The following is a 16,172-nucleotide window of genomic DNA, read 5'->3' on the forward strand; positions in this document are numbered from 1 at the left end:
AATAGTTTTAAAAGCCCGGTTTTTAACATTGTTTATATAATTGGTACATATTGTTTTCAATTTCCTAACATTCTTTACATTTTAAGCATCGAGAGAGGAGCAATACTTGCACTAAAGCTTTTTAGCGGACAACAACGCCGGACAATTTGGTGCCTGACCTACAACGGTTCTTTAGGAGAGATGGTTGTGATGATATGATTTACATGAATCGATAAGATCGTGTATGCAAAAAAAAGGCTCGATAGCCGAGCCTTTTTTATAAGGTTTAACTTATTCATCAGTTAAACGAAAGTATTTAGTACCGAAATATTTTTGTAGTTTCTTTCTTATTGTTCCACGACTAATACCGAGCATCTTGGCAGCCTGTAATTGATTTCCACGACGTTTTTCCATTACGGCTTGCAGTAAAGGAGGCTCCACTTCAGACAAAATCATGTCATAAAGATCATCAATACTTTTGGATTTATTTTCAGCGAGAAAACGAGTTACCAAACTGTATACTAAATCCTGTAAACCTTGTTCTTGTTTAACGGATTGAGCAGTAGCTTGCGTTTCAATGACATTCATCTTAACTTCCTTATTATTAATTAACTCATACAGTCCAATTGCTTACACTTATAAATGAAAGCAAGATTAATTGTACATGAAGGCTAAATGATTATCTATATTTTATAATGAAAAACATGCGGTTATTTAGGACAACTCAGCCTCTATTAGATCAAATAGGGTGCAGTCTGCTTCATTTGTTGATAATGATTCCTTGATACTGGTCAATTGGCTAATCATTTTTTGTGGCTGACTTGAATCATGATGAAAATTTAAAATAAATTGAGATAATTCAATGGCATTACAATCATATTGTAAAAATTCTGGGACTATCATTTTATTAGCTAAAAGATTGCATAATCCTAAAAACCTTACTCTTATAAGCCACATGGCCACTATGTACGTGAGAGTGGACGACTTGTAAATAATGCACATGGGTTTTTCTAGTAGGGCACATTCTAGCGATGCTGTTCCTGAGGCGACAATGACAAAATCTGCTGCTGTCATACAATCAATGGCATTACCTTGACTATAGGTGATAGACAAATTTTCATTGGAAAAGTAGGCTTTTATCTTCTGATCATTAATAGTTCCTGCAATGGGAAGAACAAAGTGAATGTCTGGCAATTGCTTATTCAATAATACAGCTGTTTCTTGCAGAATAGGCATATGCTTTTCGATTTCATTATTACGACTGCCAGGTAATAGAGCAATAATCATCTTCTGTGAAGGAAGATGTAGCTTCTCTCTAGCAGTCAATAAATTGACCGTAGAGGGTATTTTTTCCACTAGAGGATGGCCGACGAAACTGACTGGAACCCCAGCTTTTTCGTAGATCTTCTTTTCAAAAGGCAAGATCACCGCCATTTTATCAACGCATTCTTTGATCAAATGGATGCGATTTCCTTTCCATGCCCATATTTGTGGGCTGATGTAATAAATAATTTTAATACCCAACTTTCTTTTAGCATACTTTGCAAGCCTTAAGTTAAATCCTGGATAATCAACTAAAATAAGTAAGTCGGGTTTTTCTGTCTTTAAATGGTTTTTAATTGCTAAAAAAGCCTTACGAAGTATCCTCAAAAAACGAACGACTTCAGTAAGTCCAGTGACACCATAGCGTGCAAGATTATAGACTAAGGTGGCGCCAGCATCTTGCATGTGTTTGCCACCAATGCCGCTAATTTCTATATCATGAAAGCGTGTTTTTAGCTGTTTAATAAGAGCTGCGGCATGAATATCACCTGACTCTTCACCAGCTATAATGACTATTTTTTTAGCTTTATGCATAATGCTCAGTGAGATTATTGTTGATTAGTGAAGTAATTTTTTCTGCAGTTTCTAAAGCATATTTTCCTTCTTCACCAGTAACAAGAGGAGTTGTATCATTTTCTATGCATTGCAAAAAGGCTTTTATCTCTTCCAATAAGGCATCACCTTTATCAAATTCTTTTTGGTCTCTTGTAATTGCGGGGATCCCGGGAAACATTTCTTCATCACTCTTTTTAAAGATGGCCAATTGCTTATTATGGTAATCGATAGAAATATACGAGTTGCTTTGAAATATTCTCGTTTTGCGCTCGGTTTTAAAACTGATTCGGCTGGCAGTTACATTAGCAACGCAGCGGTTGGCAAAGGTAATCCGTGCGTTTGCTATATCAATTGCTTTAGTCAGTACCGGTGTTCCTTGCGCTTCTATAGAGAGGATAGGGCTTTTAACCATATTTTGAATAATATCTATGTCATGAATCATAAGATCCAATATAACATTAACATCTGTTCCTCGGGGATTAAATGGGGCAAGACGCTCTGATTCAATAAATAACGGGGAGTCTAAATGAGATTCTAATGCTAGATGTGCTGCATTAAATCGCTCTAGATGTCCTACTTGCAATTTAGCATTATGTTTTTTAGCTAATTGAATTAGTTCTTCTGCTTGAGCTGTTGTTTCCGTAATAGGTTTTTCAATGAGCACATGTATGCCTTGTTCCAGACACGCCTTTGCGATTTGGTAATGCTTATTGGTAGTTGCTGCAATGCTCACTGCATCAACCTTACCGAATAAGTCCTGGTAATCTAGGTAGGCAGGGACTTTTAGCTCCTGAGATACTGCTTCACATAGTTCAGGGTTAACATCACAAACTGCAACTAACTCGGCGTTAGGAATTAGTTGGTATTTTTGGGCGTGAAATCGACCTAAATAGCCGATACCAATTACTGCACATCGAATTTTATTCATAGACATCATTTGATAATAATTTGTACGCATGATCGCATTTCTTAAATGATAAATCAATTTTATATGGGGATTATTGTATAGTACTTTGTAAATTTTATTTGCATAAATGTGGTCTATTTAAAGAGCGTGCCTTTTTCATCATTTTTAGTAAAATACAGCAACTAATTTTTAGTATGGAAATATGAGATGGCATGTGACAATTTAATTCTAATCGCTGGAGTCGATGAGGTAGGGCGAGGGCCTTTAGCTGGCGCTGTCGTTACCGCCGCAGTTATTTTAAAAGAGCCAATTGCTGGAATTTGTGATTCTAAAAAGTTAAGTGCCAAAAATCGCAAGCTACTTTCTTTGCGAATTAAGGAAGAAGCATTAGCTTACGCATATGGTCGGGCTGAAGTAGAGGAAATTGATCAATTAAATATTCATCATGCAACACTTTTGGCAATGAAACGAGCAGTTGACTCGCTACTTATAAAGCCTGATGCTGTGAAAATCGATGGTTTACATGTTCCAAAACTAAGTATGCCTTGTGAGGCTATAGTCAAAGGAGATAGTTTAGTTCCTGCAATAAGTGCCGCATCCATATTAGCAAAAGTTCTTCGGGATGAGGAAATGGATGAGTTCGATAAAATTTACCCAGGATATGGGTTTGCAGGTCACAAGGGCTATCCTACTGTAGAACATAGAGAGGCACTAGTGCGTCTTGGCCCTTGCCCTATTCATAGACGAAGTTATGCTCCAGTAGCTGCTTTACTGTAAGTGTTCTTCTTTTGCGACTAAGATATAGTTTGTTTGCGTTTTATGCAAAGTGCTGGCCTGGTTGCAAGCAACCAGGCCACGTGTCTGAATCTCTGCGTACTATTAACGGAGACTATTAAACAAGATCCTGTGAGAGCTTATGGACATTAAAATGCCGAAACTGGCTAAAAAAGTAACCATGGCTGTACCGCCATAGCTGACCAAGGGTAATGGAATACCAACAACAGGAATAATCCCCATAACCATGCCAATGTTAACAAAACCTGATAGGAAAAATGACATGGCTAAGCTCGCTGCAAGAAGACGAGTAAAGGTCGTCTGTGCATTGCTGGCTATATTTAAACTCCTTAGAGAGATTAATACTATAAGTGCAATGATGGCAAAGCCGCCTGCAAAGCCAAATTCCTCTCCACTAACCGCAAAAATAAAATCAGTTGCATGTTCAGGTAAAAAATTTAAATGGGATTGACTTCCTTGTTGCCATCCTTTACCGATCAATCCGCCAGAACCTATGGCGATTTTTGACTGAATGATATGATAACCAGAACCAAGCGGATCTTGCTCTGGATCAAGTAAGGTATATACCCTTTGCTTTTGATAATCATGCATTAGATGCCAAACCACTGGAACGGATGAGCCCAAGAGAATCAAGATTAATAGAATGACTTTAAAACGGATACCTGCTAAAAATACGACACATAACCCTGCCGCACTCACCATGATTGCTGTGCCTAAATCAGGTTGTTTCGCAATCAATAGGGCGGGAATAAAGATAATTAATCCTGCCATACAAATTGATTTAAGGCTGCTGGGGCGGGCTTGGCGGTCAAAAAACCAGGCTGCCATCATGGGAACGGCGAGTTTCATTATTTCCGATGGTTGAAAGCGAAATAAACCAAGTTCTAGCCAGCGTTGCGCCCCTTTACCGATTTTACCCATTAACATTACTGCAATTAGCAATGTTAAGCCTATACCGTATATCCAAGGAGTCCAAATTTTATATTTATGTGGGGGGATAAAACCCAAGATAAGCATAATAAATGTTGCAATAACCAACCTCATCGACTGTCGTAATATCATTCCCATGTTGGCATTTGAAGCACTGTATAAAATGAGAAGGCCAAAGGTGATCAAAATAAGTAATAATCCCAATAGAGGAAGATCTACATGCAGGGATTTTGCTGTAAAACGATAAACTGGTTTAGTATGTCTTCTATTCATTGGGTATTTTCATTGGATAAAGTTGATAATAAGCATCTAGAACTTTGCGTGCCACTGTTGAAGCACTTACATCATTTTCAACAACAACCGCAATAGCTATTTCTGGTTTTTTTACCGGTGTAAATGCAATAAATAGCGAATTATCACGAAGAGCTTCCGGTATGTCTTCATATTTTGCTTTTTCATATTGTCTACCACTATGCACTTGAGCTGTACCAGTTTTACCTGCAACTGGGTAGGGGGGATTGCGACCAAATCTATAACCAGTACCTTCATTACTCGTTAATACGTTATGCATAGCATCAGCAACTATATCCCAGTTGTCTTCATCTTTTAGATAGACAGGGTATTCTTCTACAGGCTTATATTCTTCAATTTCCTCATTATCACTATTGACGGTCTTACTTAATAAATGGGGTCTAAAGCGTTGCCCACGCTGACTTAATGAAGCAGTAGCATTAGCCATTTGCAATGGGGTTGCGAGCATAAAACCTTGACCTATAGAGGTGATTAAAGTATCTCCTGGATACCAGGAAACGCCTTTAGCTTGTCTTTTCCAGCGAGAGCTAGGTACTATACCATTAGCCTCCTCATAAAGATCTATATGGCTTAATTGGCCTAAACCAAATTTTACTAACATGTCTTCAATGTTAGAAATTCCCATTTTATGGCCTAATTGATAAAAATAAGTATCGCAAGACACCGTAATTGCCCGTTTAAAATTAATCATTCCATGACCTGTTTTTTTCCAATCTCTAAAGAGATGGCTGGACGTAGGTAATTTAAATTTACCTGGATCATAAATTGCGGTATCTATCGTGACAAAGCCTTTATCCAATCCGGCTAAACCAACAAAAGGTTTGATAGTAGATGCAGGTGGGTAGACGCCTCTTACTGCTCTGTTAAAAAGTGGTCTTTGCAGCGCATTAGATAAAATTTTGTAATCTTTAGAGCTAACTCCACCAACGAAAATATTAGGATCGAAACTTGGAGAGCTTACCATAGCTAAAATCTCTCCATTATGTGAGTTAATGACCACAACCGCCCCACGTTTATCTTTTAAAGCATCATAAGCTGCTTTTTGCAATCGGGTATCTATGCTTAAATACAGTTTTGCACCTGAACGAGGATTAATTTTATTGACTACTCTAAGTGTACGGCCACTGACATCAGTTTCTACCATTTGATAGCCTACTTTACCATGCAGAATATCTTCATAGTATTTTTCTACTCCAGCTTTACCAATGAAATTGGTGCCGCGATAGTTGGTGGGGTCTACATTTTTTAGTTCTTGTATATTAATTCTGCCAACATAACCTAATACATGAGCGGTCATTTCGCCTAAAGGATAATGGCGCATTAGCCTAGCTTTGATGCTAACTCCAGGAAAGCGATACTGGTTAATAGCAAAAATAGCGACTTCTTCTTGGCTTAGTTTTAATTTTATAGGAATAGGTACAAAAGAGCGATTTTGTGAACGAACACGCTTAAAGTTGTCTATATCGTCATCAGTAATGGAAGGAATCAATTCTTGTAATTTAGCTAAAGTAGTTTTGATATCCTTCACATGCTCTGGAATGATCTCCAAGACATACACCGGGATATTTTCCGCGAGCAAGACTCCATTTCTATCGAGAATAACCCCTCTAGGTGGTGCTATAGGAATAATACTCATCTGGTTTTTTAAAGATAGAGTCTGATATCGTTTGAATTCTGATATCTGCAAAAACGCTAATCTGAGAACTAAAATGAGAGATAAAATAATAAGTATAGCTACAAGAAGATTGAGCCTAAAACGTTGATTCTGTGATTCTGAACGATAATTATTGAAAGATTGATTTAGGCGCATTGCATACAATAATCATTTTAGATGACGTAACAAAGAGATGAATAGTACCCTAAAATAATTTTTTTTACCAATATCATTGTCAGTTATTAGAAATTCTTGCCTAAAAAATTTAGTGTCAGCAAGGTTTATCTGCCAGAAGGCTTCCACAAACACGCATAAAGCCATCCATGCGCTTCGAAGGTTTGCGAAAGCCTTTTGGCATACAGTCCTTGTCGACACGATCTTGCGAGTTGGCAGGGTTCTTATGACCTAATAACAATTTAAACTATTTATGATAGGGGTGATTATTAATAATCGACCAGGCTCTGTATAAGGTTTCCAGCAAAATAATGCGTACAAGAGGATGAGGTAGGGTAAGTTTTGATAAGGACCAGCGCTCATCGCAGAGATTAACAATTTCGGAGGATAGCCCTTCAGGACCACCTATTAGAAAACAAAAATGACTGGAGATTTGTTGTAGTTGGGTTATTTTATGAGCCAGTTCTTCGCTACTAAAGGATTTACCCTCTATCTCTAAGGCAATAAGTCGAGCCCCACTAGGCAGTGCTTCTTTTATTAAAGCGGATTCCTTTTCTAAAATGCGATTTAGATCTGATGATTTACTGCGGCGAATCAAAGGAATTTCGATGATTTTTAATTGAATGCCATCATTAAAACGCTTGGCATAATCATTAGAACCTTTGGTTACCCAATCAGGCATTTTATTGCCCAAAGTAATTACTGTAATTTTCAACATAGGTTGTTTAAACTTTGGGGTGTTCTTCCCATAAGCCTTCAAGATTATAGAATTGTCTACTTTCTGCTTGCATGACATGCAATATAAAGTCACCAAAGTCTATCAATGCCCAATCTCCATTATCTATGCCAGTAGAGCTTAATGGAGGCAACCCCGCGTGCTTCATGTCTTCCATCGCTTTTTCAGCAATAGCTTTCACATGTCGTGATGCGCGTCCAGAGGCAATAACCATATAATCGGTGATTGTTGTCTGTTGACGGACATCAAGCACTTTGACGTCTATAGCTTGCATGTCTTCTAATGAGTTAAGAAGTTTGTTTAACATTGTGTTTTGTTCTAGCATAAATAAAGTAATCTTCTATCAAAAAGCGGCAAATGATATCAGTAATTGCTTTATATAAAAAGAGCTAATTATATTTTGGGCTCATATATCGCAATAATCTTTTATCTATATAATTTAAATTCTATTCTTCAACAACCTGTACTTTTGTTAATAAAAATTTAATTACTGCAAATAGAACTAGACATATCAGTGTAGCAATGAAAAGAATTCCTAGTTGCTGAGAGAACGCACTGGCATAAAGAGTTTTTAAAATACTCAGATCGGTTTCTCCAGGTGGAATAGCGGTTAATGCTGCTAATTTCCCTGACAAAAAGCCTCCTATGCCTAAGGATACAAAAAAGATTCCCATCATGGTGCTTACTTTATTTTTATCCGCAAGAATAGTAATAGCTGATAAACCAACAGGAGATAAAAGCAATTCGGCCAGTGAAATCAGAAGATAGGCTGGAATAATGAGTAACGGCGAAATTAAAACAGTTTTGCTAACAACGGCGCTTACCAAAGCGATAATTCCATAAGCAATGGTGATAAATAACATAGCCAGTAGAAACTTCTTTCCAGTACTTAAGCCGCGTTCAATTAGAGTTTGCCTTGGGTATTTACGTGACAGAATAAAGCCAATAACTAACATACCTATACTTTGTATTGTAATGTAATAAGGTGGTGGAAATTGGATACCAAGGAATGTTGGCTGCACGACTCGAGAAATAAAAAGAGTCAAAGACATAAACATCTGAAAGTAAAATGACCAGAACATAACGGAAATGATGCATAACAAGCCAATAACTAGTGTTTGTCGAGATTGATTAGCACCTTCTTTATTGACAGAGTATAAAACATAGCTAGCAGAAAATAGTACCACTAAGCCGAAGACCAGATTGGCTAATTGGGGTAAACTCAATACATAAAAGGAAAGAGTCCAAAGTAAGGCCATTAGTCCAAAAGCAAGAAAGATTTTTTTATATTCAAAAACAAAAGGATTATAATCCTTTATTTTAAATTTGATCATTCCAAATAAAAATACTGCAAAAGCTATAACCATGCCTAGGGCTGCACTATAAAAGGAAGAAGCCCATCCAAAATGCTCACTTAATTGGCTAGGCAAAGTGGTACCCAAGATAATGCCCGTGGTAATTCCCATGTAAAATATGGTAAATCCACTTTCGCGACGCGCCGATCCTGAAAGGTATTCATTGCCTAGTAGCGAGGAAATATTCGGTTTTAATAATCCTGTACCAACAGCGATACCGGCAAGTGAGGAAGTAAGAGCAAAATTGCTGTCTACAAGAGACAAGAGGCAATAACTAATAAAAAGAACAACTGCTCCTAACAAAATAGCTCTTTTTTGTCCTATCAATTTGTCTGCAATCCAACCACCAACCAGAGGAGAAAGGTAAGTGAGTGCAGTAAACGAGCCAACTAAAGCATAGATTTGTTTGTCAGGCCATTTGAAATGCAATGCTAAATAGAGCGCTAATAAAGATTGAACAACATAAAAACCATAGCGTTCCCACATTTCCGTGGCAAAAAAGATACTTAGTGACTTAGGGTGTTTTTCCATAATGTAAGAGTATGCTGTTGATTAAGAGTGGTTCAGATTCATTTTTTTAAGTATATCACAGGAAAAACAGGGGAGCCATTAATTGAAATGGCCTGATTTTTATATCTCCTTAATGGTGGTTAACCTAACTGAAATTTAAAATTTTTTTATCATCCTAATGGTGCATTCCCGTGGTAATTACTCTAGTGTATGATGCATTAAACTTCTTCTCTCTCTGGAGCGAGTTTCCGAAGAAGTCTATTAAGTTTTGTAATGCTAGGGAGCTATCTTGATGGATAAAGAAAATAATAAACATAAAATTAGGGCACATAGAGGTACAGAAAAGCAAGCAAAGAGCTGGTTAACTGAGGCAGCTTTAAGAATGTTGTGTAACAATTTAGATCCCGATGTTGCTGAAAATCCTGATGAATTAATTGTTTATGGAGGATTGGGTAAAGCTGCTCGAAACTGGGACTGTTTCGATGCTATTGTTCAAGTACTGAAAAATCTCAATAATGATCAAACGCTGTTGATTCAGTCAGGTAAACCTGTAGGGGTTTTTACCACTCATGAAGATGCACCAAGAGTATTAATTGCTAATTCTAATTTAGTTCCCCGCTGGGCAACTTGGGAGCACTTTAATGACTTAGATAAAAAAGGCCTCATGATGTATGGTCAGATGACAGCAGGGAGTTGGATCTATATTGGCTCCCAAGGAATTGTTCAGGGTACTTACGAAACTTTTGTAGCAGCAGCCAAAAAACATTATAACGGTGATTTATCGGGGCGTTGGATTTTAACGGGTGGCTTAGGCGGCATGGGTGGTGCGCAAACTTTAGCGGCAACAATGGCGGGGGCTAGCGTACTTGCTGTCGAATGTGATCTTTCTCGTATTGAAAAACGCCTTAAAACCAAATACTTGGATAAATATACAACGGATCTAGATGAGGCTTTATCTTGGATTAATGAATCGTGTCAGAAAAAGCAACCCTTATCGGTGGCCATTCTAGGCAACGCGGCAGAAATTTTTCCACAATTAGTACAAAGAGGCGCTAATCCCGCATTGGTCACTGATCAAACCAGCGCACATGATCCTCTTAATGGATACCTTCCTATAGGATGGTCATTAGAGGAAGCTGCTCTTAAGAGAAAGAAGTCTCCTGAAAAAGTGGTTGAGATGGCAAAAAAATCTATGGCAATCCAGGTACATGCTATGCTGGAGTTTCAAAAGAAGGGTATTCCTGTTTTTGATTATGGCAATAACATAAGACAAATGGCATTTGAGGCAGGAGAAAAGAATGCTTTTGATTTCGAGGGATTTGTACCTGCGTATATACGTCCTTTATTCTGTGAAGGTATTGGGCCGTTTAGATGGGTAGCTTTATCAGGAGATCCAGAGGATATCTATGCTACCGATGAGATGGTTAAAAAGTTAATCCCTGATAATAAGCATTTACATCATTGGTTAGATATGGCGCGTGAAAAAATTTCTTTTCAAGGATTGCCGGCGCGAATTTGCTGGGTGGGTCTAAAAGATAGAGCGCGTTTGGCTTTAGCATTTAATGAAATGGTAAAAAATAAACTAGTTAAAGCTCCTATTGTCATTGGACGTGATCATTTGGATTCAGGCTCCGTAGCCAGCCCTAATCGCGAGACAGAAGGAATGTTGGATGGAAGTGATGCTGTTTCCGATTGGCCATTGCTTAATGCATTACTAAATTGTGCTAGCGGTGCAACCTGGGTGAGCATTCATCATGGTGGTGGCGTAGGAATGGGCTTTTCTCAGCATGCTGGTGTAGTTATTGTTGCTGATGGTAGCGAAAAGGCTGCTGTTCGGTTAGCCCGGGTTTTACATAATGATCCTGCTACTGGCGTAATGCGTCATGCTGATGCTGGTTATACGCTAGCTAAACAATGTGCTAGAGATAATTCATTATGGTTACCTATGGAGTCTCAAGAGGAGTGTGTCAATGTCTGAGCATTTTATTCTTGAACCGGGGCAGTTAACCTTACACTCTATCAAGCGAATCATAAATCAACAGTTACCCTGTTCATTATCTCCAAATTCTTTAGGTTTGATAGAGGCTTCGCATCAAATAGTAAAAAAGGTAATTCATGATAACAAAATTGTTTATGGAATTAACACGGGATTTGGTTCTTTGGCAAATCAAACTATTTCATCAGAGCATTTAAAGCAGTTACAACGTAATATCGTTTTATCTCATGCTTGTGGAACAGGAGAGTTGCTTCCTGATGAAATCGTTTCTCTTATTTTATTGCTTAAAATTAATAATTTAGCACAAGGCTATTCAGGGGTAAGACTTGAACTGATTGATGCCTTGCTTCGCTTATATAATCATAAGATATATCCTTGTATTCCGGCTAAAGGTTCTGTTGGTGCATCCGGCGATCTTGTTCCTCTAGCTCATATGTCTTTGCCATTACTAGGTGAGGGGGAAGTGCGATATCAAGGGCAGATTCTGAGTGCTATCGATGGCTTAAAAATAGCGGGATTGGAGCCTATAGAACTAGAGGCAAAAGAAGGTTTAGCTCTCCTTAACGGACTGCAAGTGTCCACCGCTATAGCGCTTAACGCTTTATTTACTACAGAGATTTTATTTGAAACGGCGGTTATTGCTGGCGCGCTATCAGTTGATGCGGCGTGTGGCAGTGATGTTCCCTTTGATCCACGAATTCATCAAGCAAGAGGTCATCAAACCCAGTGTGATGTTGCTACTATGTATAGAGAGCTGCTCTCCGGAAGTGAGATCAGAGAATCACACCGGCATTGTACGCGTGTACAAGATCCCTACTCATTAAGATGTCAGCCGCAAATTATGGGGGCTGTTTTGCACCAAATTCAATTTGTAAGCGATACTCTTCAAGTTGAAGCTAATGCTATCTCTGATAATCCTTTAGTTTTTGCCGAACAGGGGGATGTTTTATCCGGAGGAAATTTTCACGGTGAAATTATAGCCATGGCAGCGGATAATCTTGCCTTAGCGATTGCAGAAATGGGGGCTAACGCTGAACGACGTATTGCTTTATTGATTGATAAGAATTTTAGTGGGCTTCCTGCATTCTTAGTGAAAGAAGGTGGATTGAATTCAGGTTTTATGATAGCTCATGTGACAGCTGCATCTTGTGCAAGTGATAATAAGGCCTTGGCTCACCCTCACTCGGTAGATAGTTTGCCTACCTCTGCGAATCAAGAAGATCATGTGTCAATGGCAACAAGTGCCGCTCGACGTCTTCATGAGATGAATGACAATACTGCAACCATTTTAGCTATAGAATTGCTTGCTGCAAGCCAGGGGTTAGAATTTCATAAACCTTTAAAAACATCGAGCCAACTGCAGGAAATTTATAGCCAAATCCGTCGCGATGTTCCTCCCTATGATAGCGATAGATATTTTGCTCCTGACTTGTTAATTGTTAAGCAGGGGGTTTTTGATGGTAAATTTGCGATGGGTGTTTTCAGGGAATAAGATTAATTTAATAAGCCGGTTGGGTCTTTACCCCGTAGCTTGACGGCTATGGGGCTTTACTTATAGTCGTCAGGTTTAAGGTGGAGTGAGGACATTTCCTCTTATCCCTCCAGGGGATAATTGATGTTATAAATTCTTATAGACGCACAATTACCGATTTGAAAAGTAAGGATAAATAATGGACTTAAATGCACAATTCAAAGCATTACAAAGTGAATATAAAACTAATCCTTATCCCTCTCTAATCGAGAGAAAAAAAATATTAATAGCCATCAAATCAGGATTACAAAATGATGCTCATAGTCTAGCTGAGGCAATTAGCAAAGATTTTTCTTATCGAGCAGAAGAAGAAACATTTTTTTTGGAAATCTTTCCTACGATTAAAGCAATCGATTTTTGTATTAAAAAACTAAAGAGATGGATGAAGAACAGAGTACGAAATGTATCATGGATGTTTGCTCCTGCTCGAGCGTATGTTATTCCTCAGCCTTTGGGTGTTATTGGCGTCATGGTGCCTTGGAATTACCCGCTGTATTTGGCTCTTGTGCCAGCAGTCTATGCTTTAGCTGCTGGAAATAGAGTGATGATAAAAATGTCTGAATTGTCCCCTAACATTGCTAATACACTACGCACAATCGTACATTCATTAGGCCTTGAAACTTTTATACGAATTGTTGAAGGGGATGTTGATGTTGCAAAAGAGTTTTCTGCCTTGCCATTTGGGCATTTATTGTTTACTGGCTCTATAGAAGTAGGGAAGTCAGTAATGAGGGAGGCGAGCAAAAATCTCACTCCCGTGACTTTGGAGCTGGGGGGGAAGTCTCCTGCGCTATTATCAGAATCAATGAATCCAAAGTATTTTAACCGATTAGTTATGGGGAAATTATTTAATGCAGGACAAACCTGCATTGCTCCCGATTACTTGCTTATTCCTGATGGATGGCAAGCGAAAGTGGAGGAGGAGTTCAAAAAATTAATGCATCTGCATTATCCTGACTTAATGAATAACAATCATTATTGCTCAATTATTTCTGAGCATCACAAACAACGTCTATTAGATTTAGTCCAAGATGCAAGAGATAAAGGCGCTCATCTTATCCAGGTGGGTGAGTTAGATCCACTTAGTAGAAAAATTCCTGTTTTTATATTATTTGACGTTACCAAAGAAATGAAAGTAATGCAGGAAGAAATTTTTGGACCTATTCTACCTGTGCTCAGTTATAAGTCATTTCATGAGGCGATAGATTATATTAATTCTTTTCCTAATCCTTTAGCCTTATATTATTTGGGTGAAAATTCTCAAGAGATCAGTTATATTAAAACGCAAACACTTTCTGGCGCTTTGACTATTAATGACACATTAATTCATGTGGCCGTCGATGATTTGCCCTTTGGTGGTGTTGGAATGAGTGGTATGGGGCAATATCATGGGCAAGAAGGATTTGATACTTTTTCAAAATTAAAGCCAGTATTCATACAAAGTCGATTTGCAACCTTTCCTTTATTTTATCCTCCTTATGGAATTTTGATGAATAAGTTTTTAGCACTGGTAGGCGGGCTTAAAATTAGAAAAAAGAATGAACGTTAATTTTTAATAGAACTATTTATATGATCGTAGAAATTTATACTGATGGTGCCTGTAAAGGAAATCCCGGACCAGGTGGTTGGGGCGTATTATTGCGTTATAATGGCAAAGAAAAAACCTTACATGGTGGAGAGTCTCATACTACTAATAATCGTATGGAATTAATGGCTGCAATAAAGGGACTTGAAGCTTTAACTCGTCCCTGTGAGGTAGATTTATATACTGACTCACAATATTTAAAAAAAGGTATGATGGAGTGGTTGCATGCCTGGAAAAAAAATGGCTGGATTAATAGCAAAAAAGAACCTGTAAAAAATGCGGATCTTTGGAAGCTACTCGAAAACCTAGCTTCCACACACAAAATCAAATGGCATTGGGTAAAAGGTCATTCTGGCCATGTTGAAAACGATTTGGTCGATGCTTTAGCAAATCAAGGTATTAACGAATTAACATAAATTGAGCTAGATAATGAAACGACAAATTGTTTTAGATACAGAAACCACAGGCATAGGGCCTGAGCATGGCCATAGAATCATTGAAATCGGATGCGTTGAGTTAATCGATAGAAAAGTAACGGGAAAACATTATCACGTTTACATAAATCCTCAACGAGAGGTCGATGAGGGTGCTTTTCGCGTACATGGTATTAGTACTGAGTTTTTACAAGATAAGCCTTTATTTGAAAATATTGTTTCGGAATTCCTCCAATTTATCGGTGGCGCTGAATTAATTATCCATAATGCTCCATTCGACGTCGGTTTTCTAAATTCTGAGTTAAATCATGTTAAATGGAAGAAAAAATTAGAAGACTACTGTGATATTTTGGATACACTTGTTCTTGCACGAGAAAAACACCCTGGGCAACGTAATAGCCTAGATGCTTTATGTAAGCGATATGATATAGATAATTCTAATAGACAATTGCATGGGGCGTTACTTGATGCCGAGATTCTTGCTTTTGTCTATTTAGCAATGACTGGTGGTCAAAGTAGTTTATTTACTGAAGTTGAATCCACATCGACTCATTCTAAAGTAAAAGTTCAAGAGGTAGCGAAACTTCATTTAATAAATCCCATTGTACTAAGTGCAAACCAAAATGAGTTAGATCTACATCAAGATTTTGTAAACTTCTTGGTTAAGAAATCAGGGCTTAACCATTGGGATGATTAATCATCACCGTAGGAATTAGTCGTGCCTGTCATCCTGAGGAGTTTACGACGAAGGATCTTCTGACTGTGGCACAATGTGCTTTGCGGGAGATCCTTCTCCGGCGCTCAGGATGACCAAAGCAAGGTTACGCTAAGACCTGTTGCATCAAAATCCTTAAGTTGACGCCACTATTCATCCATAGTACATGCGGCTCTAGTGTGAATGAGTTTTGATGAGATAATAAGTATTTTTGTGACATAAATGGTATATCTATACCATTTATGTCGAAACTACCTTATTTTGGAATTAAATATTTTTCAGCAAAATCTTTGCCTATACATTCCCCAAGGGTCTTGCCCCATGTTCCGGCAGTTTCGCTATTTATTTTGTCAGGTATACTTGCATAAATCTGATCCTGACATTTTTTTGCACTTCCTGGGATTAAAGACACACATTTTTCATAAGTCATCTTAATTTCATCAAAGCGTTTTTTTAAATCAGTGTCCTGCATAAACCCTTTACAGATTAAATCAGGCAACATAGGTGTCATTGAGTTTAGCCAGCTGTCCTTTGACATTTCGCCTGATGAACTGGAGGTACTTGGAGCACTTTTAGTAGCAGTATCATCTGCATTAGAAATAAAAGGAATAAAAGAACTACTTACCGCAATGGTTGTTGCTATAAGAAATTTCCTTGACATGATGAATTATCCTTATTTTT

At 38.0% G+C, this 16,172-nt stretch carries 15 protein-coding genes; 6 read left to right on the plus strand and 9 right to left on the minus strand.

All coding sequences use genetic code 11. The features are described 5' to 3' along the window. Positions 1 to 270: 270 nt before the first annotated feature. From LFA_RS05815 to LFA_RS05825, 3 genes are all read right to left on the minus strand, one after another. A complete protein-coding gene (locus LFA_RS05815) occupies positions 271 to 567 on the minus strand; it encodes a helix-turn-helix domain-containing protein (protein ID WP_045095342.1) in 297 nt (98 codons plus the stop codon). Between the two features lie 126 nt (positions 568 to 693). After that, complete coding sequence (lpxB, locus tag LFA_RS05820; protein WP_045095343.1) at positions 694 to 1,836, minus strand: lipid-A-disaccharide synthase; 1,143 nt, start codon at positions 1,834 to 1,836, stop codon at positions 694 to 696. Continuing rightward, the gene (locus LFA_RS05825) at positions 1,829 to 2,785 is read right to left on the minus strand and encodes a Gfo/Idh/MocA family protein (RefSeq protein WP_045097448.1); all 957 of its coding nucleotides are present in this window, start codon (positions 2,783 to 2,785) and stop codon (positions 1,829 to 1,831) included. Before LFA_RS05825 ends, lpxB begins: the two co-directional genes overlap by 8 nt. 186 nt (positions 2,786 to 2,971) lie before the next feature. Between LFA_RS05825 and rnhB the strand changes: the two genes are divergently transcribed. After that, positions 2,972 to 3,541, plus strand: a complete 570-nt coding sequence (gene rnhB, locus LFA_RS05830; protein ID WP_045095344.1) for a ribonuclease HII — start codon at positions 2,972 to 2,974, stop codon at positions 3,539 to 3,541. A gap of 102 nt (positions 3,542 to 3,643) precedes the next feature. Here the strand turns inward: rnhB and rodA are convergent, their stop codons facing one another. The 5 genes from rodA to LFA_RS05855 all read right to left on the minus strand — a co-directional run bounded on the left by rodA (position 3,644) and on the right by LFA_RS05855 (position 9,251). After that, positions 3,644 to 4,762: a rod shape-determining protein RodA gene (gene rodA / locus LFA_RS05835; protein WP_045095345.1), complete on the minus strand. Its 1,119-nt coding sequence runs from the start codon at positions 4,760 to 4,762 to the stop codon at positions 3,644 to 3,646. Further along, positions 4,755 to 6,611 (minus strand): penicillin-binding protein 2, encoded by a 1,857-nt coding sequence (gene mrdA, locus LFA_RS05840; protein ID WP_045095346.1) that lies wholly within the window; start codon positions 6,609 to 6,611, stop codon positions 4,755 to 4,757. Before mrdA ends, rodA begins: the two co-directional genes overlap by 8 nt. A gap of 265 nt (positions 6,612 to 6,876) precedes the next feature. Further along, the gene (rlmH, locus tag LFA_RS05845) at positions 6,877 to 7,347 is read right to left on the minus strand and encodes a 23S rRNA (pseudouridine(1915)-N(3))-methyltransferase RlmH (RefSeq protein WP_045095347.1); all 471 of its coding nucleotides are present in this window, start codon (positions 7,345 to 7,347) and stop codon (positions 6,877 to 6,879) included. Between the two features lie 7 nt (positions 7,348 to 7,354). Further along, positions 7,355 to 7,690 carry a ribosome silencing factor gene (gene rsfS, locus LFA_RS05850; protein WP_045095348.1) on the minus strand — a complete coding sequence of 112 codons (336 nt, stop codon included), beginning with the start codon at positions 7,688 to 7,690 and terminating at the stop codon, positions 7,355 to 7,357. Between the two features lie 121 nt (positions 7,691 to 7,811). Continuing rightward, positions 7,812 to 9,251, minus strand: coding sequence for a peptide MFS transporter (locus tag LFA_RS05855; RefSeq protein ID WP_045095349.1), 1,440 nt, complete (start codon positions 9,249 to 9,251; stop codon positions 7,812 to 7,814). Between the two features lie 271 nt (positions 9,252 to 9,522). On the opposite strand from LFA_RS05855, the gene hutU reads away from it, so the two are divergent. From hutU to dnaQ, 5 genes are all read left to right on the plus strand, one after another. Further along, a complete protein-coding gene (hutU, locus tag LFA_RS05860) occupies positions 9,523 to 11,208 on the plus strand; it encodes a urocanate hydratase (RefSeq protein ID WP_045095350.1) in 1,686 nt (561 codons plus the stop codon). Further along, positions 11,201 to 12,718: a histidine ammonia-lyase gene (gene hutH, locus LFA_RS05865; protein WP_045095351.1), complete on the plus strand. Its 1,518-nt coding sequence runs from the start codon at positions 11,201 to 11,203 to the stop codon at positions 12,716 to 12,718. Before hutU ends, hutH begins: the two co-directional genes overlap by 8 nt. A 178-nt stretch (positions 12,719 to 12,896) precedes the next feature. Beyond that, positions 12,897 to 14,306 carry a coniferyl aldehyde dehydrogenase gene (locus LFA_RS05870; RefSeq protein ID WP_045095352.1) on the plus strand — a complete coding sequence of 470 codons (1,410 nt, stop codon included), beginning with the start codon at positions 12,897 to 12,899 and terminating at the stop codon, positions 14,304 to 14,306. A gap of 20 nt (positions 14,307 to 14,326) precedes the next feature. Then, on the plus strand, positions 14,327 to 14,758 hold the full coding sequence (gene rnhA / locus LFA_RS05875) for a ribonuclease HI (protein ID WP_045095353.1): 432 nt from the start codon (positions 14,327 to 14,329) through the stop codon (positions 14,756 to 14,758). A 13-nt stretch (positions 14,759 to 14,771) separates the two neighbouring features. Next, positions 14,772 to 15,473: a DNA polymerase III subunit epsilon gene (gene dnaQ / locus LFA_RS05880; protein WP_045095354.1), complete on the plus strand. Its 702-nt coding sequence runs from the start codon at positions 14,772 to 14,774 to the stop codon at positions 15,471 to 15,473. A gap of 274 nt (positions 15,474 to 15,747) precedes the next feature. Here dnaQ and LFA_RS05885 read toward each other — a convergent pair whose 3' ends face one another. Beyond that, positions 15,748 to 16,152, minus strand: coding sequence for a hypothetical protein (locus LFA_RS05885; protein ID WP_045095355.1), 405 nt, complete (start codon positions 16,150 to 16,152; stop codon positions 15,748 to 15,750). Positions 16,153 to 16,172: the final 20 nt, after the last annotated feature.

It is taken from the genome of Legionella fallonii LLAP-10, from assembly GCF_000953135.1.
GTDB lineage: Bacteria > Pseudomonadota > Gammaproteobacteria > Legionellales > Legionellaceae > Legionella > Legionella fallonii.